Origin of the sequence: Neiella marina (assembly GCF_002165625.1) — a bacterium.
In the GTDB taxonomy this organism is placed as follows: Bacteria; Pseudomonadota; Gammaproteobacteria; order Enterobacterales; family Neiellaceae; genus Neiella; species Neiella marina.
In genome coordinates this window covers 149,493-170,147 of record NZ_NGNS01000007.1, presented here as the reverse complement: position 1 = coordinate 170,147, position 20,655 = coordinate 149,493, and the positions used below count along the sequence as shown (strand labels likewise).

19 protein-coding genes are annotated in these 20,655 nt (G+C 45.8%); 10 read left to right on the top strand and 9 right to left on the bottom strand.

Translation table 11 applies throughout. The features are described 5' to 3' along the window. The first annotated feature begins 19 nt into the window (after positions 1-19). The 5 genes from CBE68_RS08490 (at position 20) to CBE68_RS08470 (ending at position 8,712) form a co-directional block, all read left to right on the top strand. Complete coding sequence (locus CBE68_RS08490; RefSeq protein ID WP_087505650.1) at positions 20-2,419, top strand: amidohydrolase family protein; 2,400 nt, start codon at positions 20-22, stop codon at positions 2,417-2,419. A gap of 219 nt (positions 2,420-2,638) precedes the next feature. Continuing rightward, positions 2,639-6,325: an ATP-binding protein gene (locus tag CBE68_RS08485; RefSeq protein ID WP_087505659.1), complete on the top strand. Its 3,687-nt coding sequence runs from the start codon at positions 2,639-2,641 to the stop codon at positions 6,323-6,325. Continuing rightward, a complete protein-coding gene (locus CBE68_RS08480; protein WP_087505649.1) occupies positions 6,326-6,970 on the top strand; it encodes a hypothetical protein in 645 nt (214 codons plus the stop codon). A gap of 11 nt (positions 6,971-6,981) precedes the next feature. Then, a complete protein-coding gene (locus CBE68_RS08475) occupies positions 6,982-8,211 on the top strand; it encodes a phosphoenolpyruvate carboxylase (protein ID WP_087505648.1) in 1,230 nt (409 codons plus the stop codon). A 60-nt stretch (positions 8,212-8,271) separates the two neighbouring features. Then, positions 8,272-8,712, top strand: coding sequence for an HNH endonuclease (locus CBE68_RS08470; protein WP_087505647.1), 441 nt, complete (start codon positions 8,272-8,274; stop codon positions 8,710-8,712). A gap of 1 nt (position 8,713) precedes the next feature. Here the strand turns inward: CBE68_RS08470 and CBE68_RS08465 are convergent, their stop codons facing one another. The 5 genes from CBE68_RS08465 to CBE68_RS08445 are packed head-to-tail and all read right to left on the bottom strand — an operon-like array spanning position 8,714 to position 11,941. Then, entirely contained in the window at positions 8,714-8,914 is a 201-nt protein-coding gene (locus CBE68_RS08465; protein ID WP_087505646.1) for a hypothetical protein, read from the bottom strand. A gap of 31 nt (positions 8,915-8,945) precedes the next feature. Beyond that, the gene (locus CBE68_RS08460) at positions 8,946-9,308 is read right to left on the bottom strand and encodes a hypothetical protein (RefSeq protein WP_087505645.1); all 363 of its coding nucleotides are present in this window, start codon (positions 9,306-9,308) and stop codon (positions 8,946-8,948) included. An 8-nt stretch (positions 9,309-9,316) separates the two neighbouring features. Beyond that, on the bottom strand, positions 9,317-9,544 hold the full coding sequence (locus CBE68_RS08455) for an antitoxin Xre/MbcA/ParS toxin-binding domain-containing protein (protein ID WP_158100543.1): 228 nt from the start codon (positions 9,542-9,544) through the stop codon (positions 9,317-9,319). A 5-nt stretch (positions 9,545-9,549) separates the two neighbouring features. Further along, positions 9,550-11,499, bottom strand: a complete 1,950-nt coding sequence (locus CBE68_RS08450) for a TniQ family protein (protein ID WP_087505643.1) — start codon at positions 11,497-11,499, stop codon at positions 9,550-9,552. After that, the gene (locus CBE68_RS08445; RefSeq protein WP_087505642.1) at positions 11,492-11,941 is read right to left on the bottom strand and encodes a P-loop NTPase family protein; all 450 of its coding nucleotides are present in this window, start codon (positions 11,939-11,941) and stop codon (positions 11,492-11,494) included. Before CBE68_RS08445 ends, CBE68_RS08450 begins: the two co-directional genes overlap by 8 nt. Between CBE68_RS08445 and CBE68_RS08440 the strand changes: the two genes are divergently transcribed. The 5 genes from CBE68_RS08440 to CBE68_RS08420 all read left to right on the top strand — a co-directional run bounded on the left by CBE68_RS08440 (position 11,916) and on the right by CBE68_RS08420 (position 16,507). Continuing rightward, positions 11,916-12,737: an NACHT domain-containing protein gene (locus CBE68_RS08440; protein ID WP_087505641.1), complete on the top strand. Its 822-nt coding sequence runs from the start codon at positions 11,916-11,918 to the stop codon at positions 12,735-12,737. The genes CBE68_RS08445 and CBE68_RS08440 overlap by 26 nt on opposite strands. Before the next feature lie 626 nt (positions 12,738-13,363). Beyond that, positions 13,364-13,951, top strand: coding sequence for a DUF2971 domain-containing protein (locus tag CBE68_RS08435; protein WP_087505640.1), 588 nt, complete (start codon positions 13,364-13,366; stop codon positions 13,949-13,951). 120 nt (positions 13,952-14,071) lie between these two features. Then, on the top strand, positions 14,072-14,623 hold the full coding sequence (locus tag CBE68_RS08430) for a hypothetical protein (RefSeq protein ID WP_087505639.1): 552 nt from the start codon (positions 14,072-14,074) through the stop codon (positions 14,621-14,623). 109 nt (positions 14,624-14,732) lie between these two features. Then, positions 14,733-15,197, top strand: coding sequence for a hypothetical protein (locus CBE68_RS08425; protein ID WP_143824516.1), 465 nt, complete (start codon positions 14,733-14,735; stop codon positions 15,195-15,197). Between the two features lie 611 nt (positions 15,198-15,808). After that, positions 15,809-16,507 (top strand): PEP-CTERM sorting domain-containing protein, encoded by a 699-nt coding sequence (locus tag CBE68_RS08420; RefSeq protein WP_087505637.1) that lies wholly within the window; start codon positions 15,809-15,811, stop codon positions 16,505-16,507. A 297-nt stretch (positions 16,508-16,804) separates the two neighbouring features. Here CBE68_RS08420 and CBE68_RS08415 read toward each other — a convergent pair whose 3' ends face one another. The 4 genes from CBE68_RS08415 to CBE68_RS08395 all read right to left on the bottom strand — a co-directional run bounded on the left by CBE68_RS08415 (position 16,805) and on the right by CBE68_RS08395 (position 20,655). Next, positions 16,805-17,110, bottom strand: a complete 306-nt coding sequence (locus tag CBE68_RS08415) for a hypothetical protein (protein WP_087505636.1) — start codon at positions 17,108-17,110, stop codon at positions 16,805-16,807. Between the two features lie 93 nt (positions 17,111-17,203). Continuing rightward, on the bottom strand, positions 17,204-17,566 hold the full coding sequence (locus CBE68_RS08410; RefSeq protein ID WP_087505635.1) for a hypothetical protein: 363 nt from the start codon (positions 17,564-17,566) through the stop codon (positions 17,204-17,206). Between the two features lie 232 nt (positions 17,567-17,798). Next, the gene (locus CBE68_RS08400; protein ID WP_087505633.1) at positions 17,799-19,748 is read right to left on the bottom strand and encodes a TniQ family protein; all 1,950 of its coding nucleotides are present in this window, start codon (positions 19,746-19,748) and stop codon (positions 17,799-17,801) included. Beyond that, positions 19,741-20,655: an ATP-binding protein gene (locus tag CBE68_RS08395; protein WP_087505632.1), complete on the bottom strand. Its 915-nt coding sequence runs from the start codon at positions 20,653-20,655 to the stop codon at positions 19,741-19,743. Before CBE68_RS08395 ends, CBE68_RS08400 begins: the two co-directional genes overlap by 8 nt.

The window sequence follows — 20,655 nt, the reverse complement described above, 5'->3', positions numbered from 1 at the left end:
CTCCCTATAAGGATTGGATATGGAACGCTTTCTTCTTAATTCAACAGCACTGTTGCATTGCCTGAATACCGCTTCGTTGGATGAGGTATCACTTGATGACAGCGTGGAGTCATCCGTATTCCTAGCTCAATACGAGCAGGCACGCTGTTTGCCTGACCATGTAGCCAAGTCGGCTTGGTTATCATTAGTACAGCAACTCAAGCAGCGAAATATGAAACTCGGCCCAATTGCTGCTTTACGCTTGATCTCTGAAAAATACGTTAAAAACGAAAAAGGTGGTCCCAAAACCGATCTTGCTTTGTTCTCGGAATGGCAAACTCTGATGAGCAGGGTGTCGTGCCTGCCGGTTATGGCCTGTCATCAAGTATTTAACCCCGGGCCTACAAGTCAGGAATATAGCTTTCACTGGCCTTTGTACCCTTATCACCCTGCGGTTGAGGACTACATTACCCGCGAACGCCTGCACGAAACTCATCAACATCTGAATGGCAGCACCAGTGCGGAAGAGTGTTGGCTGGATGCACTCAAGCACCCAGAAGTGGCCGTCAGAGACTTCGAGAAGGGCTGGGCTACACAAGAGATGAAACAACTCTGTGCCCAGATTGACCCCTCCCTGACGCCTGCCACCTTCAGGGAGCGTTTGCAGATCGCGAGCAATATTCGTGAAATTCTTTGCCGCGTGGCTCAGGGCGTGGAGTCGCCAGAGTGGATGGCGTCATTGCAGCACCCGCAGCAGTTGGCGGACAGCACAATTATGCATCATGGAAAAGAGTACGGTTTTGCGGCGGTTTGGCCAACGGACAAAAAATACAGTCAGGAATCCGAATTCTGTTTGCTCACAGGGGTGTTCGAAAAATGGAGGTATGGTGCAAATGAGAACTTGGAGCGTTTGTTGTGGATTTACCTACTGATTCAGAACCAATATCTGACGCTTCTGGTTCAGCGAGACGATTTTTTCGGTTTTGATCAGTTCCAAAAATACACCATGACGGAACTGAGGGAAGAAACTGAGAAATCATATTTATCTCGTTTCAAACATGCACATGGTGTCGGTGTGTATTCTCAGGTGCATTATCTGGAAGGACGTTTCGCTCCGAAACGCGATCCCAGCAAAATGCAAAATCTGCTCTTCAGCGTTTTGCGTGGTTACTGGGAATACCTTAAAGGTCACATGACTGTGGCCTGGGAGCATTCCCAACCACTGAATGTCACTCAGATTCTCGATAATCTTGAACAGGTTAAGTCCAACAGTATATGTGCCGAGCTTGCGCTGGTGCCGCACTTTATCAAGAGAAAGCCCGAAAAGGGTGAAATCTATCCCTATGCATTGCTATTAAAGGATTTGAAGAATCAGGCGGCTATCTTGATGGACATGCTCAAGTACGAACCACGCCTGACACGCTGGATTAGAGGAGTGGATGCTGCTGCTAACGAGATGCACGCGCCACCGGAGTTGTTTGGCCCTTTGTTCCGGGCGTTAGCCAAATCAGGGATTGCTCATTTTACCTATCATGTTGGCGAGGACTTTCCGCACCTGATCAGTGGTATTCGATCAATAGATGACGCCTTGAGGTTTTTGCCGTTGCGTAATGGCGACCGTCTTGGTCACTGCACGGCAATTGGAATCACGCCTGATATTTGGAAACGCTCTTTGCCATCGTCGTTGTCCATGACCAAAGAGACACGATTGCTCGATCTGGTGTTTATCTGGCGGGAGCTGAGAAGCCACCCCGAACTACTACGTTACGCCAGTGATGCAGCGATTGAAGCGGTTCGTTTGGCCCATGAGGTGTTTTCACTTGAAGAAGAAATCTCTATTACCACCCTCGATAAGGTGTTTAACTTGAGGGGGGTATTGGCTGAATCAGAAGGCATGCTAGGTGAATTGGATGGGCCATTAAAACCGAAATCCTTCTGGTTGGAAGAGTACGAGCTAGCTAGAGACTACGCAAAAACGGCAGGCATGACACGGCCGCTGAAGCTGTATAAGCAATGGCTGACATCTGATGACGTGCGTCAACAGCGTGCAGAATATGTTGAAGTTTCCCTTGAATACTTGCCCGATAAGGCGGTTGTTTCATTGCAACAGGCCGTGATGGCAAAAATGGCAGACCGAAACATTGCGGTAGAATGCCCTCCAACCAGCAATACCCGTATCAGTCAGTATCGCGATGTCAGAGAGCACCATATTTTTCGCTGGATGGGCTTGCAGGAGGAGGTGATCGAAGGTGATGTCCCTATGTCTATTTGTTTGGGGTCTGATGATCCTGGGATCTTCGCTGCGGATCTGAAATCCGAGGTCTATCACCTGTTCGTGGTGCTAACCCGAAAGTTCGGTTTGTCGCCAGCGGAAGCTTTGAGAAAGGTTGCAGAGGTGAACGAGAATGGACGTATTTATCGCTTTCACGATGTCAGGTAGTGGGTAGAACCCATGTATTTAATACGGCTCCTGATCTTTCTTTGCGGTGAGTTGCTTTCCTGCTTTTTAGCAGTTCCATTCTGAGCAGTGGCCATACTGTTCTCAACGTGAATCACGTGTCCCAAGCCCTCTCAAAGCGGCTGCAACTCAATGCCAATTCCCTACTTATTTTGCTAGTATTCTTCCTTTGTTTTTCCTTAACTACTTTCAGGGATGACTTTGACAGGCTTACAACGAATCGTACTCCTTAACACCCACCTGCCTGGTGTGGTGGAGTTAAAACTGGACGGACACTCAAACATTTGCGGAACCAATGCTTCAGGTAAAACTACGCTACAGCGCTTAGTTCCAGTTTTCTATGGCGAATATCCAAGTAGGGTGGTTCCTTCAACACGGGATAGTTTTGAAAAGTGGTATTTGCCCCGCGAAGATAGCTTTCTTGTCTATGAATATCAGCGTATGGATGGCGAGCTGTGCCAGGTTGTCCTGGCGGCAGCCAGTGATCGTAACGGTGTACGTTACCGCCTAGTAGGTAAAGCTTTTGAGCTGGATGATTACCTGAAAAGTCGTCAGGGTGACACCATACTGTTCTGGACTATGGAAGAGTTTGGCAAAGAGGTGAAACGACGTGGTATTGCGACCACGCGTCAGCTAAATACCCGCGAGTTCCGTGGCATCATCCAGAATGATCGTGTGTTGTTAAATACTGGCTCAGCAAAAAATGAGTTACGTTCGTTGGCCAGACAGTTCTCCCTTTGCGACAGTGAACATACCCTTCGTCATATCGAAAAATTAGCACGAGCGGTTCACTCTAAAGAGGGCAAAATGGAAACAATCAAATCAATGATTGCTGCCATTTTAGAAGAGGATGGCGTGACGCCTCCTGCCTCTAGCTTGAATCCGCAAAAGGTTGAAAGCTGGATTAAAGAGAGTCAGCTTATTCAAGGGTTTGCAGCTATCCAGCCGGAATTTGAGCGACTGGAGATGCAGTTTAACGAGTTACTCTCTTGCGAGTCTCGGCTGTCAGGCCTGAGGCGCGGCTATCAGGCCGATGAAACGCTACAGTTGGAGCAACTTGAGCAACTTAAGTCTCAGGTTGAGTTGTTAGGGTTAGAGCTGAAGCAGCTTGAAGAGCGCTGGCATAGTGAGCGAGATGAAATAAACCAATCGCTCTCACAAGCAAAAACTGAGCTGGAAAGCTACTCAAGTGAGCTAGATGCTATTGAAGATCAATACGCTGCGTATCAAGCTAAAGATATTGAGCAAGCTCGGGCTGATTTAGAGAAGCTGCCGGTCTGGCGTGATGATCTAAGCAATATTGAAGCGCGTCTGCGACTACTAACAGAAGCGCATCAGGATATAGAGTCTGCCTACAATGAACGCTGTAGCAAAATTGAGCGACAGCGCAACCGAGCCATTAGTGGGCTGAATGACCAAAAAGATACGCTGCAAGAGGAGCGTAGTGAGAAACAGGATGCGAAAAACAGTGCACTCAGAGACCTAGAGCAGCAGTTTTCGATTCGTCGACAAGATGGTCTGAGCCGATTCCAGACCCAAGAAATTCAATTCAAACAAAAAGAAGCAGAGCTGAATGCTCAGCTTGCCGGTGTTACCTATACCGAGCAGGAGAAGTTGACTCTTGAGGTCTTTGATGAGCGTATTTACTCAGCCGAAGATCTGCGTGAGTTGGCCGAAGAGCGATTAAGCGAGCTGCAAAAACACGAACGCCTAGCAAAACGAGAGCAGGATAGCGCTGAAGAGTCTCGTCGTCAGGCTGGACGCCGGGTGAGCGAAGTTGAAAGCGAAAGCCGTGAGATTAATGAAATGCTCTACCCAGGACATCACTCACTGCTTGAATTCTTACGTAAAGAACACTCGGGTTGGGAAAGCTCTTTGGGTAAGGTGATCCATCCTGATCTTCTTCAACGCAGTGATCTAAAGCCTGCTCTCTTGCCAGATGCAGCTGATGCAGTTTATCAGGTAGCGCTGGACTTAGGTGCTATCGAGGCTCCCGAATATTCTCGTTCAGAGCAAGAGCTTAAACAGCAGCTGCAAAGCGTCGAAGAGCAGCTCAAACGTGCCCAGGAGCAGTATGAGCTGAGTGAGCGTGCGCTAGTGGATGCTTCACAAAAGCTTGAAGCCATTAAACGCAAACAGATCCTAGCTGATACTGAGTTAAAAAATAGTCGTGCCGATGTGAAAAGGCTCAGGGACGAGAAGCAGAGTGAGCAGACTCGCATTAACGCAGCGTTGCAAGAGCGTAAACAGTTGGCTCGCGAGCAACTTGAGGAGCTAAAACTTCAACTAGCGGATCTTGAAAATGAAAAGGCCAACTGGCTGGATGAGTTGAAAGATCAAGAGGGTGAGTCTCGTATCGAAAAGCTGGCCCACTGGGACGAAGTGGTTGGGGCTTTAGACCTGCAAATTCAACAGCTAAAAGATGAGATTGCCGAGCGCCAACAAAAAGCCAAGCATGAGCTGAAAGCGTGTGAGGATTGGTATAAGGCTGAGCTTAAAGAGCACGGTATTGATGATAGTGAGATTGGTAAGCTCAAGCTTCAAATCGAAGACCTAGAGCAACAGATCCAAACCACAGAGAAGATGCGTGATGAGGTAGCGAACTACACCGCTTGGTACAACTCACAATGGTTGCAACGCAAACCTGTATTGCAAGATCAACTCATTCAGCAGCAACAGCTAAAGAGTGAGCTGGAGCAGAAACTTGCCGCAGCGAATGGAAGCTATAAGAATCAACGCAAGCAGCTGGAGTCTCAGCTCAATCAGGCCAAAGATAGACGAAATCAAACAGAAGCCGCTCTGGAAAAACTCAAAAGCTTATTGCGCCGCTTTAACGATCTTCAGCTTACAAATGAGGCCGCTGAAGTAGCTGGCTCTTTGACCGAACGTCTGAATTTGGGTGAAGAGCTGCTACATGATCGTGAAAAGCTGCTCTCTTATGTAAAAGATGGCGTTGACCGCTTCGACCGTGAAATTGTGAATCAGTATGGCTCTTCACTGGCAGAGACATGGGAGCGCTCGAGGGAAGAGTGTATTTTGGTGAATGAAGTAGGTGGTCTTGTACTGGATTATCGCAAGTTGGTGCCAGAGCTATCTCGCCTGATCAATGAGTTAGTGCCTCAGAAGATCACTGCTGTGAAGCAGTTAGGTCGAACCTATGGACGCGATCTGAATAACTACTATGACGTACTCCATAGCATTGATAACCGCATTGCTTCTCAAAGTGCTCGTATTACCCGTGAAGTTGATGAAGAGCTCTTCCTAGACGGGGTTTCTGATTCGGCAGTGAAGATCCGCTCTCGCGTTTCCGAGCTGGAATTCTGGCCAGAGCTACAGGCGTTTGTTAAGGCGTATCGTGAATGGCAGAGTGATGACTTTGACACCTTGCCAAATGAAGAATTCACCAGCTCGATGCGTCGTGCACTCGACATTATTGGCCGCTCAGCGCTAAGTGGCGGTGTTGCCAGCCTATTAGGTATTGAGCTCAGACTGCGTGAGGGTGTTTCTGATCTGGTTATTCGCACTGACCGTCAGCTCAACGAGTCTTCCAGTCACGGTATGGCTTACCTCATCCTCTGTAAGTTCCTACTTGCCTTTACCCGCCTGCTGCGTGGCAAAGCTAAGACCACCATTCACTGGCCTATTGATGAGCTGGGAACCTTGGCGCACAACAACATCAAGAAGATCTTCGATGCCTGTAGCAATAACCAGATCAGTGTATTAGGGGCATTCCCTAATCCAGATGCCGAAGTGCTAAGTCTCTTTAGCAACCGTTATATCATCGACAAGCACAAGAAGCAGTTACAGGTAGTGAAACCTAAGTTTGATCCTATTGCAGAGCGACTCAAGCAGCGTGCTCAATCCCATAACCAGCAGGAGGAGATCTAAATGCTATCGGCTAACGGACAAGTTTTAGAGCGCCTTTTGAAAGGGGAGTTTATCTGCCGAACCAGTGATGAAGATAGTTGGCGTTTGCTCAAGAACCCCCATTATCGTGAGCAGATTGAAAGTCACCTGAATGTGCTCAACCGCACTGTGGGTGAAAGCGGATCAGGCAGTGATTCTGAGGTCTTCTTTTGCGGTTATCAAACTCTAGGCGATGCAGAGCGCAAAGTGGTGTCGGCTCAATTTAAAGAGATTGTGAATAGCCTAATCCCGCTTTCTCAGTGGTTGATGCTCGTACAAGAGGCAGAAGGGAATGATACGCCTCTGACAGAAGGTGTTCCGATACGCCTCAATGAGATCCAAACCACCATTGAAGAGACGCCAGCCTTGCGTGAGGAACTGGCTAAGTTAAGCCACTTCCGCCTGTTTGGCTCACAAAGTGCAATGGTTGAAGGGCAGATCAAACAGATCTTTAAGCGCCTAGTGGAGTTGGGTTATCTACTGCGGCCAAACCCTGAGAAGCAACACTATATCGCCACGGGAAAAATAGACTACCTCTATGAGGTGATCCGTTTTATTAATGAGACTGAGGCCCTGGACTTAGAAGCCCATGCCGAAGCTGCGAGTGCCCAAGGCAGCCTGTTGTAAGGGAGAAGGAGATGAGTCACAACCTTCATCAAGCGGGAAGTAAGTTCCTAAAAATGATGGCTCGTCATAGCGATACCATCATGGATGCCTACCTGGCTGGCTCGTTAGGTGACCATAAACTTGAGCCCAAGGTTCAGGATAAGCTGGTGAAAGCTGGAGTGCTATACCGGCCTGAGCCGGGGGCCGACCTGCACCTTCGTCATGCCGTTCGAAATTTGCTGGAAGAAGCGCTCAAAGATGAACGCAACCGCCAGATCGATGCCAACGCAGGCTCTGCCGTTGCCACCTTTAAAACGCTGGCACAACACTATACTGAGTCTCGTCATCAAGGGGATGTTGCAGCATCAGATGCCTATTATCGTGATCTATCCGAGCATGTGTATGCCTTTAGTGAAGGGCTGCAACACAGTATTCGAGTGATGTGGAGCCGTATTAATAACGAGTTCGGATATGTGGGCTCAATTAATGCCAAGATCCGCGAGAATGAATTAGCCCAGTCACAAGTTAGTGAGCTTCTTTCCGGCTTAGAGATGATTAGCTTTGAAGAGCTGGCCGATATCTCCGGGGATATTCGAGAGTTACGTCGCCTGTTGGTTTCGAACCTTCAGCAGACGATCACCGGCTGTATCCAGGAGCTGGGTGTTGTGCAGGGACGTTTGTTAAAGCTGCTGGGACGATTCCGTCATATTCAGGGGCGGGCCAAGCTACTAAAAGGCTGGCTGCTCTATACCAGTCAGCATCCTGATTATGAAGTAGCTAACCATGTTGCCCATAAGCAGTTGCCCATGCTCTTTAATCAAGCTGAGTGCATCATTGCTCCGGCAAGTGTTGATATTCAAAACGCCACCCATGAAGCGGACCTAATGCGACAGGCAGCTCAAGTTAAGAGCAACCAGCTATTGCGCAATGCCGTCTCTGAAGCTCAACACGCCGAGAGTGTGGTTCTGAGTGAAAATGAGGACTTTGAGCTAAATGAGCACCCGATTAAGGCGGCTGTAAGTAACTATTTTGTCCATGTGATCGATCATGTCAAACCCGGCGCAGATTCCATTTCGGCTCTGCAATACCTAGAACAAGAGGCGTTGGATTATGATGCCGAAAGCTGGCTTTATCAGGTGATTGGTGGCTATGAAGGCTTGCCTGAATCGCAAAAAGAGTTTTTCGAACTCGACCCAGAGTTTGATGTGTTAGTGCCGTTTGCCAATGTGGTGATCAAGGATGTATCTGTGGGGTTAAGATAGTAGTTTGATAAGGCGAACGCACCGTTTGAGGTGCTCTAATTATAAGAATAGGATTTGTGGATGTATCGGGTCACTTATTATCTCAAAAGCAGTAGCTATCGCAGTCGCAGTTACAGCAGTGAAAATGGTGCTCTGAAAGCAATTTGGAAATGGCTGCGGGAAAAACCAGAGGCCGATCATGCCATTTGCCTATTTCCAGAATGCGAACCAAGAACTATTGATGACTGGCGGGAGCTTCCTTTTGTTGAGCCTAAACCCAAAGCTGACTTTTATAGCTCGACCAAATGGTTACGCATAAGAGCACTAGCTTTGGAAAAGTACGGAGCTCGCTGTGCCTGCTGTGGCGCGACACCTGCCGATGGTGTGCGAATGCACGTGGATCACATAAAACCGAGATCTATCCACCCCGATTTAGAATTGGAACTAGAGAACTTACAGGTACTCTGTGAGGCCTGTAACCTTGGGAAATCTAACCTCTCAGAGAAGCAATGGAGGGACTAAATTAATCATCAATTACGCTGGCGATGTAATTTAGCAAAGCAGAAGCTTGTTTAACGGAGCTCGACTTAGCAAACTGAGTCATCCTATTGCCGTAAACCACGCAGACCATTCCATCCTTGTACAGTGTCACTGATGCGAACGTTTGGTTTTCATTAGCATGCTCGCTAATAAAGTTATCCTTGCCATCGTTAGATTGACTCATTGTTAATCCTCATCTTTGGTGCTGAGCATCATCATTCAAATGCTCCTTTTCGTTTATCGTTGAGCCACGTTAAAAAAGTATCTATACCTCCATTTTCTACTAACGCTTTTGGCGTTAAATTCCAGCTCGCGAGCACGTTCTCGAAATACCACTGACACCAAACCAAGTTGGAGGACATTAGGCGCTCAACTTGCGCCGGGCTTTGGCAGAGGCAGGTAAGAATGTACATCTGGTCAATATCGATATCGTCAACCTCTCCTTGGGTGCGTAGTTTTTTAAGGACACTCGATAGCTCGCTAAACTCAGCATCACCGCATATTCGGCGCAACTCTGCTTGAACTAAATTGATGAGAAGAGTTCGTTCGGATTTTGTAAATCGTGCAGGTAATGCCATGACGTTCCTTAAATTTGGTTGTTCGTGCGGTATTCTGAGCGGAGCAGATCAAATACCTTTTCAGCACCTTGTGTGCTTCGCATTGCACGGTTAGGCGAAAGTGAGTTGAGTGCTGGGTGGGGCGCACGAAGCCAAGCTGATTCGCGCTTTCTATCATTTTCACAATGCAGGTGAAGCAATTCATGAACGACATTAATCAACGCATCGTGGTAACCGAAGTCATCAATGTCTTTCATGGTCATTACCTCCTATCATCCAAAGATAATTCCGAGAACAAATCGCGTTCCACTATGGGTAGTGCCGGTGAACCATACTGATATATGGCACCGGCAGGCGTAGTCCCTATGCGCGGTATGACATGATTGTTGTACCAGTCGATAGCTTCGCTGGAGGACCCAGATACATCCGTTGCCGTGGCGATCAGCTGTTCTTCGATGCTTTCCCGTTTATATGGCTGAGGGATGATGTTGCTTTGCTCGAGTAGCCGCACATCGGCTTTAATTGCCACCATTGCGTCTCGGAGCAGCTCACGATTGTCGGGCGTATTTTCAAGCAAGTAGAGACTTATGCCTCTGAAATGCGAAGCTTTCACGCAAGAGGGGCGAATACAATCAATAAGTAAATTCAGCTCAATATCCAGCAGCGCACATAGGCGGTTTAGCGATATCCACTGGTTCAGAAAGTGACGACAATTGGGCAAATCAACATCGGACAAACCGAAGCTCTTAGGGTGATGCCAGTGATTGATAGTTAATAGGTTCTCCTGTTCGAGCCGTTTTATGTGGGTGGTATGGCAGCACAAAATCGCACAAAGGGTGTTTACATCGATTGCCTGCTCGCGTGTATATAAATTCGTGGTGAGTGCACTAAACAATTCAGCTCTATCGACGAAAGATTGACGTAACGTCTGGTCTTCATTTGTTTTATAAACTCTGAGGCGTTGTTCGAAAATACACTCAACAACATGCGCAAAATTTGCGGCGAATAAGGGCAGTACGCATTGAATGTCACCGGCATCCAATAGTGCTTCAGATTTCTGAACGACGACTGATTCAACTTGCTTTAGCCGCTCGATGATTATTGAAGCGTCATACAAGCTATCTCTAAATGATTTTGCTGATGTGCACGGTTTTAAGACCCCATGACGCAACATGTCATCAATCGCTTCCATGTTTAGGCTTAGCCATGCCGACAGACGCGCTGCTGATACTTGATGAGCTAACTCTGCTGATGACACGATTCGGCTTCGTGATACGCTTGACACTTGATGTGCCGCCATAGCGATGTTTGTAGTTGTTGTCGGTTGTTTGTCCAATGCATCTAAACTGAAGTTTAACTCCGGCCAAACATTATCAAGTCGGTGACCCATGTCTGCGGCATGAGCTTTAAATGCTAGCCATGGTTCAAAGACCGCATCAGCAGATAGGTGCCTGTACTGATGATGGCGATTGGCTTCAAGAGAATCTAAATAACCAGCGCGATAGCGTTCGGAATGGAAGAGTGCTATTGCCTGGCGCAATAAATTTTGAATCGTTGGAGCATCCCATAACTCTAGAAAAGGCTCGGCGAGCAGGTTATCGAATGGTCTCGCTAGTCGCATGCATGCCAGCAGCAGCATACTGGTGTAACTAATATTGCCTTCACAAATTGCATGTGTGGCCACTAGCAACGGATCTTCCGAGCTGAGACAGGCATTGGTTTGCACAAGTGGAGATCGGCATTCAGTGCAGCGGCCTAACCACTTTCGATTCCACTTAAGTGGCGCATTGCATTCCTGACATCGTTCTATCAATGTGACCCGATGGATCGGGCAGACGGTGACAAGCGAATGATCCCAGTTTGCACTGTAATAACCATTTTTAGCAACGCAGTCTGGACAAATACGGCAGCCCTTGTGAAACAAATGTAACGCACTTAAAACTGAATTTGGCCAGGCTTCAAACGTCCAATGAGATGACAGCGTTGCCCACAATTGGTCAGCAGGCTGATGTGCGTATGGTGCTAACTCCTTAACGAATTTCTTCCAAATTTTTGCTGTCGGGTATAACGAAGGGCGATAAGAAGTACCGAGCTTATTAGCTATATCCTGTGGCCCTTTATACCCATTCACTGCGTTCAACCGCTCGACATAGCCGCGTACTGACTCACCACGAACTACTGTGGGGTAAATATTCATAACGAAATTACGCATAACCCAACAGCCTCTTTACGACACCCAAATCAACCGTGAAAGGATTAACGACGTCTCCTCGCTGGTTGAATATCGGGCGTTCACGGATCAATTCATAAGCATCGGCATAGTCGTTAAGCGTGATTTGTTTCTTTTCATCCTCGACATCCATAAGTACCTGTTGTGCAAGGCTCGACAACCTTCGAAGGTTACCCCCCGTGGCTAATTCGACTCGGTAGATCCTATCGTGGCTGGTTAGATCTACAGATCTAACCGGCATTGATGTTGTGTATATCTGAACATAATTTTCGAAATACTCTTTTTCTGCTGGAGTCGCGCATGACATGGACTTTAAGCTCAGAGCTATTGAGAACCTTGATTGAAGCTCTTCATCAAGATCAAATAGTCGGCGTAATTTTTCGGTGCCGACGAGAGCGATGGGTATAACATTACTACCATTCACGGAAGATCAGCTCTATGGCTTTATCAGGAACTGGTTTAAAGACAACTTAGAGCAAGCAAATTTTCTTATTGAAAATATATCAAAGAGAAATCTGCATGAGCATATAAAAACCCCATTATTATCAACCATAACATGCACTTTAATTGAAAAAGGGATTAATGCTCCATCAACAGAAAGTGAAATATACAAAGAGCGATTTAGATTGCTGGCTGGGGAGTACGACAAACATAAAGAAATATGCCGCCAAAAGAATACTCCTCAGCACTTAATTGAGTGTGCTCAAAAAATAGCTCTTGAGATGCACAATAGAGGAATACGTTCAGCAGAGAAAACTGAAATTTTCGAATTTATGAAAAAGAACCTCTCTCATAAGTTCAATGATCACATGCTAAATATATGCCTGATTGAGCTGATTGATCCTTGTAATATATTATTGCTTGATCCAATAACAAGAAAATATATCTTTGGCCACTTTAGATTCCAAGAGTTTTTGGTTTCAGAAGAGTTAAAAAATAGAAACACAGAGATAACTGAAAAACTTTCCAATGTTTTTTGGATCGGAGCTCTTTGCCTATATTCACAGGATAATGATATTAGTTTCGTATTGGATGAGGCTTACAATAGATTTGGAAACCTTGAAAAGTATGAGAAAACACTAAGGAGCATGATCCATAGCTCGAGATCAGAGGATAAAAACTTTTTGATTGAAGTACTCGAAGGACATCTTAAGTCGGATCTCCTCGATGGTTATATTGATGAAACAACAGAATATAATTCGCTATATTCTCAATATTGATCAGGTTTCAATTGTATAGTTCCGTTTAATTCGAAGAGCGATCCTACGAACAAAAGCAGTTGTCGTTGCAAACCTTGAAGCTGCTTACGGGCTGGTCGTTAACATCTCAGAATAGAGCACGTAACTCAGAACCGAGGATACCAAAAATCAATGGGTTAGCTTGCCAACTCAGAACAGCAGGAGAGCAAAAACACCTTCTACCTCAAAATGAACGATAAGCAGAGCAGGGCGCTCCTAACTTATTTTTGCCCCAAAGTGAGTTTCGATTTTCTTTGTTCCGCTCATGCAGAGGCTCTCGAAGCATGAACGTCTCACCGAAATACTGATGGTTTATACAGTTATAAGTATAAAGGTCGTTTTTTGCCGCACTTTCACGCAAGTTACAATTTTTATCTTTATGATTTGAAGCATGAATTAGCTGAGGCTAATGTGTTTATATAGACCCCAGTATGTACTCATTCTCACTTTCCACACCAAGGACTGGTTCGAAAGTAGCTCCTCAGCTTTCCTACCTCCTCGTTCTTGATGGAAAAATCAGGAATGAATCATTAAAAATATGAATTGCGAATTTCTGACTTACTGTGAATTCGCAGTAACAACACCGTCACACGTACTAGGAGAGCTCAGTGTTGCTTTACAAATATAGAGGTATTCAAAGCTTTCGTTTCTTTACCGATATCATCTTAAAGCAAAGGTTGTATGCTGCCCCCTATTTTGACTTGAACGATCCTATGGAAGGCCGCTATCTATATAGCCAAAGCGGTGGCTCGATTGATCAAGATATGAAGCGCCTTCTAAAGGGCGAAAAAGAAAAGATTCGAATCTGTTCGTTGTCCAGAGACCCCAAAAACGAGCTGATGTGGTCTCATTATGCTGAAGGCCACAAAGGTGTAGCAATCGGTGTAGAGGTAGACCGAAATAAGTATGAAGTCGAGCCAATCATATATGATGGCCTGCATAGAGTCGGCCTTCACAACTTCCACCATGGTTCAGCGATTGATGTACTAAGCCATAAGCTTGATGTGTGGCAATACGAAGAAGAGGAACGAGTTTTCGTTCGTAATAATAAACAGTATGTAAACGTTAAGATTCGGGAAATAATTTGCGGTAGTAGGATGAGCACCCAAGACATAGGTTTCATCACTGAACTGGTTCAAAAAGTTAATCCGAAAATAGAAATTGTAAATGCTCGAACCAATTCTGCGTACGTGTAACTAGGCAAATCAGAAAGCACTCGTCGCTTTGTTCCTCGCGTGGACAAAGGCCACAACGCGGCGAGCCGCTGGCCTTTGCCCCTGTTTACGGCGCTATGTTTTTATGATGATGGAGGGGTAATGAAAGTTAGTAATCCATTGACGATAATTGCGATGTTTTCCGGTGCTGCCGAAGTTTTTGCCACCGGGGCTTTGGTTGCTCTGCCACAGGAAATTCAAGCGCAATTTGTGTATTTCGTTATGCTTTTTCCTGTTCTTCTCGTCCTAATCTTTTTTTCGATCTTGGTATGCAAGCCACAAGTCCTATACGCACCTAGTGATTATGATAATCAAGAACATTTTTTAGATGCCAATAACCTCAAGGACGTAATTACAGAAGAGGCTGAAAAGGTTATCTCGGATATTACACGGCCAGGGGATAGCTTTGAGACCAAAGCCTTATCTAAACAAGTGGCAAACTCTACCATTGCTAGACTAGGAAAAGACGTAATGGAGCAAATCATTACTTATATGCAAACGCGTCCTGATGAAGCATTTACAGCTAGAGGGCTGGGACACATTGTGAATTGCCATGCTAGAACTGTTCAGGCCTATCTTCACGTTCTGGCTGAACGAGGTTTGATTACATATGGTAAAGATGGTGACACCACCGTTTGGCAAATAAAAACATAACAAACGCATCAAAAGCGCTCGCCAGTGCGCTGGGACGCTAAAACTTCGCGGCGATTTAGTTTTGCTGCCCCTTATGTGGGCTGCTTTTCCCTCAAGGATTGAATTACATATGAAATACATCCCAATACTATTTTTAGCAATATCAATAGGTTTTGGTGTTCACTTCTTTTTAAGTGAAAACTTAAAGCCTCTAATGAAAGGGCGTGTAATAGAAGAGGTGAACCTAGATAAAGGTGACTATGTGTTACAGGAGCAACGACTAGCCGTTGAGAAAGGGTTTATGGAGTTAAGAAATAAGGCTAGCTTGAGCTTTGGAGAAAGTCCCGCAAGTGATGAAATGGCTCTGGCTATATTTGAACGGCAACAAGCTAAATTTCGAAAGGAGCTAGATGTGCTCAGGTTGAAAACTGATGTTCTGTTAAATGAGCTTCAGGAAGATAAAAGAAAGAGGGAGGATGTAGTTACTCCAGATAACAGCAATACCTCTCTGATCATTGCCTTTCTTTCTTTGCTTGTTTCAACCCTGGGTATGTTGCCTTCATGGATTCAGCTTGTCAGAGGCAAAAGCAACTAACAAACGACTATGACGTCAATAATTTCTAAGCATGCTTTTGCTTCCACATGGCGCCATCTCTAACAGAGCGCAATCATCTTTCTGAAGCAGGCAATGATCGCTACTTTCTTTGGCTATAGGCTGCCTCGTTAACATCTCAGAATAGAAGGCGTAACTCAGAACGGTAGGCCGTTCTGAGTTCTACGTAGAATCTCCAAATGGTTTTTACTGGTTATTCGCACTGAGAACCAGAACAGCGATCGATGTAAATCAAAAGGTTGTGGCCATACTTCAGAATGGCTAGAAGTGCTCATTCTCGTGTAGTTCAGAATGGACGGCTCTTACTTAAACTCATTTATGCCCCTAAACGTTTCGATTGACACATAAATATCATTGGCAGTAATGAGATTTAACATCAGCTTACAAAATTGATTAAAATCAATATGGTATGTCAATATTTTTTACACATGAATTATATTAGCAAGAGTCTGCTCAAAAAAAAACCATAAAAAAAATGAGGTTATATATATTGGAGAGATTTTTGCTTAACTAGGGCTTCATTTTTTGTTTGGCAGCACTTTCTTTTACTCCAATGACTTTTAAGGATTGGCCTAGGCCAATAGGGATATAAAATGACTTTGAATAAAAACATTTGTGGACTCGTACTCTTAACTTTCGCAACACTCGGATTTTCTTTTGGCGCATCTGCCGCAATCATCCCGTTTGAGTATGATGTAGCCAAATTCAATGATGAAGTTAGCCACAGCTATACTAGCGACTGGTTGCACGATGAGGCCAGCGGCCTCTCGTATCTCATATGGTCCAACATCAACGGACATGGAGGCGTTCATTTCTCCAATATGTCCGCAGTAGTAAGCATATTCAGCGATTACTTCGCTGAATATAGCTTATCGGTTAACACTGATGGACTCTCCTTCATGTACAATGTACATGGCGAATTCCATGACAGTTCTCCGGCTTGGCCACCGCAAACCAATGGCGATGGTCACACGTTTATTGAAGAAAGTGGATACGCTCAAGAAATGAGCGATTGGCTAGAAGGGTATACAAGCCTCCATGTGTGGGGTGCGGCAGATACCGTCCAATTCGATATCGATTTGGCCGGTGACCGCGTGCTCACCACGCTGAAGCCGTTACGCGAAAGCGGTGGTTATGTGGAAGCTATCCTGTTCACCACAGATGCCATCACGCCACCACTAGGCTCATGCACAGAAAACTGCATGGATATCCCAGAGCCAGCGACCTACGCCACCATGGCACTTGGTCTGTTCGGCATTGCCGCTCTACGTCGAAAGAAAACAAAAGCTTAATTGCGATAGAAATGTGTGCCGTCCTAAAATAAATTGACGCTTTTAATTAAGCCAGCGTTCCTTCAACGCTGGCTTATTTGTGCTCTTCTTCTGGTGTTTTCATCCCACAATGACCATAGATTTCCTAATCTAATGCTAAAACAAAAGTGTTCAGCTCTATGAAGGTTTTGTCCATAAATGAGTTATCTCGCTAGGTATATAGGCTGCGCGAACAGATAACGCTGTGCTATCTACAGCATCAGATGGAATACAAGCTAGTACAGCTAAGCTAATTCAGATAACGCCTCGAGTTTAGTTTTATTTATTGTTTGGGGCAGGTCTATCAATACGGCCAAAGTCTTCATCCGGCAAGTCAATTTCTTCGTTGAACATTGCCAGACTACGACGCTTTTCACGCAAGGCGCTTAAGGCATATTTGAAGCAGTCATGACAAAGGTCTAGATGATAAACATTGCCGCCTACAGAAGATGCGTCTCCCCAATTCGCTGACAGCACTCCATCCCTGAGTTGCACGTCATTGACTTGTAGCTTTACACTTTCCCCGCAAACGTCGCATTGCTGGACTACGACCATTTTCTTGTTCTTTTCATCGTAAATCTTCACTCAATCACCCAGTTATTTCTGTTCTTCAACTAAAGTCGTTTGCCATACGCGATACTGGCATGATGACAACCGGATGCTTGGTAATGGGAACACTCATTCAAACGTTCCTTTTCGTTTATCATTGAGCCACGTTAAAAAAGTATCTATACCTCCATTTTCTACTAACGCTTTTGGCGTCAGATGCCAGCTGGCTAGGACGTTCTCGAAATACCACTGACACCAAACCAAGTTGGAGGACATTAGGCGCTCAACTTGCGCCGGGCTTTGGCAGAGGCAGGTACGAATGTACATCTGGTCAATATCGATATCGTCAACCTCTCCTAGGGTGCGTAGCTTTTTAAGGACCGTCGATAGCTCGCTAAACTCAGCATCACCGCATATTCGGCGCAACTCTGCTTGAACTAAATTGATGAGAAGAGTTCGTTCGGATTTTGTAAATCGTGCAGGTAATGCCATGACGTTCCTTAAATTTGGTTGTTCGTGCGGTATTCTGAACGGAGAAGGTCAAATGCCTCTTCTGCACCTTGTATGCTTCGCATAGCACGGTTAGGCGACAAAGAGTTGAGTCCCGCGTGGGGCGTTCGTAACCAAGTCGATTCTCGCTTTTGGTCATTATCACAGTGCAAATGAAGCAGTTCATGAACAACATTGATTAGCGCGTCGTGGTAACCGAAGTCATCCATAGTCATTACCTTTTATCGGTTCGTGATAGTTCAGAGAACAAGTCATTAATCACAATCGGAATAACGGGCTGACCATAATGATGGAGGGCCCCGTAAGCAGTTGTTCCTAGTCGCATGATGACATGATTGTTGTACCAGTCTTGCGCAACACCTGCCGAGCCAGATAAGTCGGTCGCTGTGTCAATCAGTCTATTCTCAAGTTCCTCAATAGAGCATGACTCTGGAAGCAGATTGCTTCGCTCAATTAATGATGTATCAACATTCAATTCAGCTAGTGCAATTCGAATCTCTGAGGTGTTGGAAAAAGTATTCTCGACGAGGTAGAGGCGAACACCTCTAAAGGTTGATACATGTAAAAATGAGGGGGGTAGGCACTTGACTAGTACATGCAGATCAACATCTAACAATTCACATAATCGGTTCAGCGATATCCAGCGTTTCAGGAATTCATGACAACTAGTCAAATCAACGTCTGATTTTCCGAAATTTTTGGGGTGGTGCCAATGGTTAAGTGAGAGTAAACCCTCTTTCTCTAGACGCTTTATGTGGGTCGTGTGACAACCCAAAATTGCACATAGTCCGTTGACGTCGAGCGGCTGTTCGCGTGTATATAGGTTTGTGGTGAGTGCACCAAACAATTCAGCTCTATCGACGAAGGATTGCCGTAGACTTTGATGCTCACTTGTTTTGTAAACAGACAGTCGCTGCTCGAAAATACACTCCACAACATCCGCAAAATTAGCTGCGAATAAGGGAAGTACGCGTTGAATGCCTTCGGCATCTAGTAATGCTCCAGATTCCTGAACGACAATTGATTCAACTCGCTTTAGGCGCTCGATGATTGCCGAAGCGTCATACAGGCTGTCTCTAAATGACTTTGTTGATGTGCACGGTTTTAAGACCCCATGGCGCAACATGTCATCAATCGCTTCCATGTTTAGGCTTAGCCATGCCGACAAACGCGCTGCTGATACTTGATGAGCTAACTCTGCTGATGACACGATTCGGCTTCGTGATACGCTTGATACTTGATGTGCCGCCATAGCGATGTTTGTAGTTGTTGTTGGTTGTTTGTCCAATGCATCTAAACTGAAGTTTAACTCCGGCCAAACATTATCAAGTCGGTGACCCATGTCTGCGGCATGAGCTTTAAATGCTAGCCATGGTTCAAAGACCGCATCAGCAGATAGGTGCCTGTACTGATGATGGCGATTGGCTTCAAGAGAAGCTAAATAACCCGCGCGATAGCGTTCGGAATGGATGAGCGCTATTGCCTGGCGCAATAAATTTTGAATCGTTGGTCCATCCCATAACTCTAGAGAAGGCTCGGCGAGCAGGTTATCGAATGGTCTCGCTAGTCGCATGCATGCCAGCAGCAGCATATTGGTGTAACTAATATTGCCTTCACAAATTGCATGCGTGGCCACAAGTAACGGATCGCCAGAGCTGAGACAGGCATTGGTTTGCACAAGTGGAGATCGGCATTCAGTGCAGCGGCCTAACCATTTGCGGTTCCATTTAAACGGTGCGTCGCAATCCTGACATCGTTCAATCAACGAAACCTTGTGAACGGGGCACACAGTGACAAGAGAATGATCCCAGTTTGCTCTGAAATATCCATTTTCAGCAACGCACTCTGGACAAACGCGACAGCCCTTATGGAAAGTATGAAGCGCTCTCAAGGGGGCTTTTTGCCAGTGATCGAAAGTCCAGTGTGACGAGAGTGCTTCCCACAACTGGTCGGCAGCCTGATGCGCGTATGGTGCTAACTCCACAAGGAACTTCTTCCAAGCCTTGGCAGTAGGGTAGAGTAACGGGTAATAAGTGCTGCCGATTTTGTTCGCGATGTCTTGCGGCCCTTTGAATCCATTTACAGCATTTAGCTTTTCCAGATACCCTCGAACGGATTCACCAGGCAGCGCTTTGGGGTAAACGTTCAACACAAAGTTACGCATAACCCAGAGCCCGTTTGACAGTTTTCAGCTCAGCTAAAAAGGGATTAATGGGCTCGCCGCGCTTATTGAATACGGGACGCTTTCGAACGAGCTCGTAGCTTTCGGCAAAGTCTTTGAGTGTTACTTGTTTTTCCGGATCTGAGACATTCAGTAGCACGCGCTGAACGATGTATGACAAAGTTCTCAGGTTGCCACCTGTCGCTAGTTCAACGCGTAGAATGCGATCGTGGCTCGTTAAATCAATCGAACTAACCGGCATAGATTGGATGTATATGCGCACGAAATCCTCGAAGTATCGCTTTTCAGCTGGCGTCGCACATGACATAGGTTTGAGGCTGGGTGCAATAGACGTTCGCGATTGAAGCTCTTCGTCTAAATCAAATAGCCTGCGAAGTTTTTCCGTACCGATCATTGCAACCGGAACCTTAGCGATTTCCATTGTGTTCTTAATGAGCTGTGCCACAGCAATATTGAATTGGTTGTCGTGTTGCCGGAGGAGGTGGTGTGCTTCGTCAATAGCTAAAAGGGGAATTTCGAGCGCCTTTAGTTGAGTGTAATACAGGTCCTCAAGATCGTTGTTCGCATATCCGGATGTGTTGATATTAAGGCACTTCAATACTTGCTTAATTACGTAATCACGAGTCGCGCCACTCTTCATTGTGATTGTTATTGGCCCAAAGACATTGCGATCGTGTTGTGGCTTCAATTCGTCACAAATGGCCGTAGTACAGCAACGCATTAGATACGATTTACCAGCACCTGTTTGTGCCAGAACCGCGACTCCAACAGGTCGTTTAATCAACGACGTCTCATATGAACTTTGAACCGTTTTCATCACTTCAACAAACCGATCATGAAAAATCGGAGTGTCCAGAAATGCCTCTATATCTTGCGGAGATATCACCAT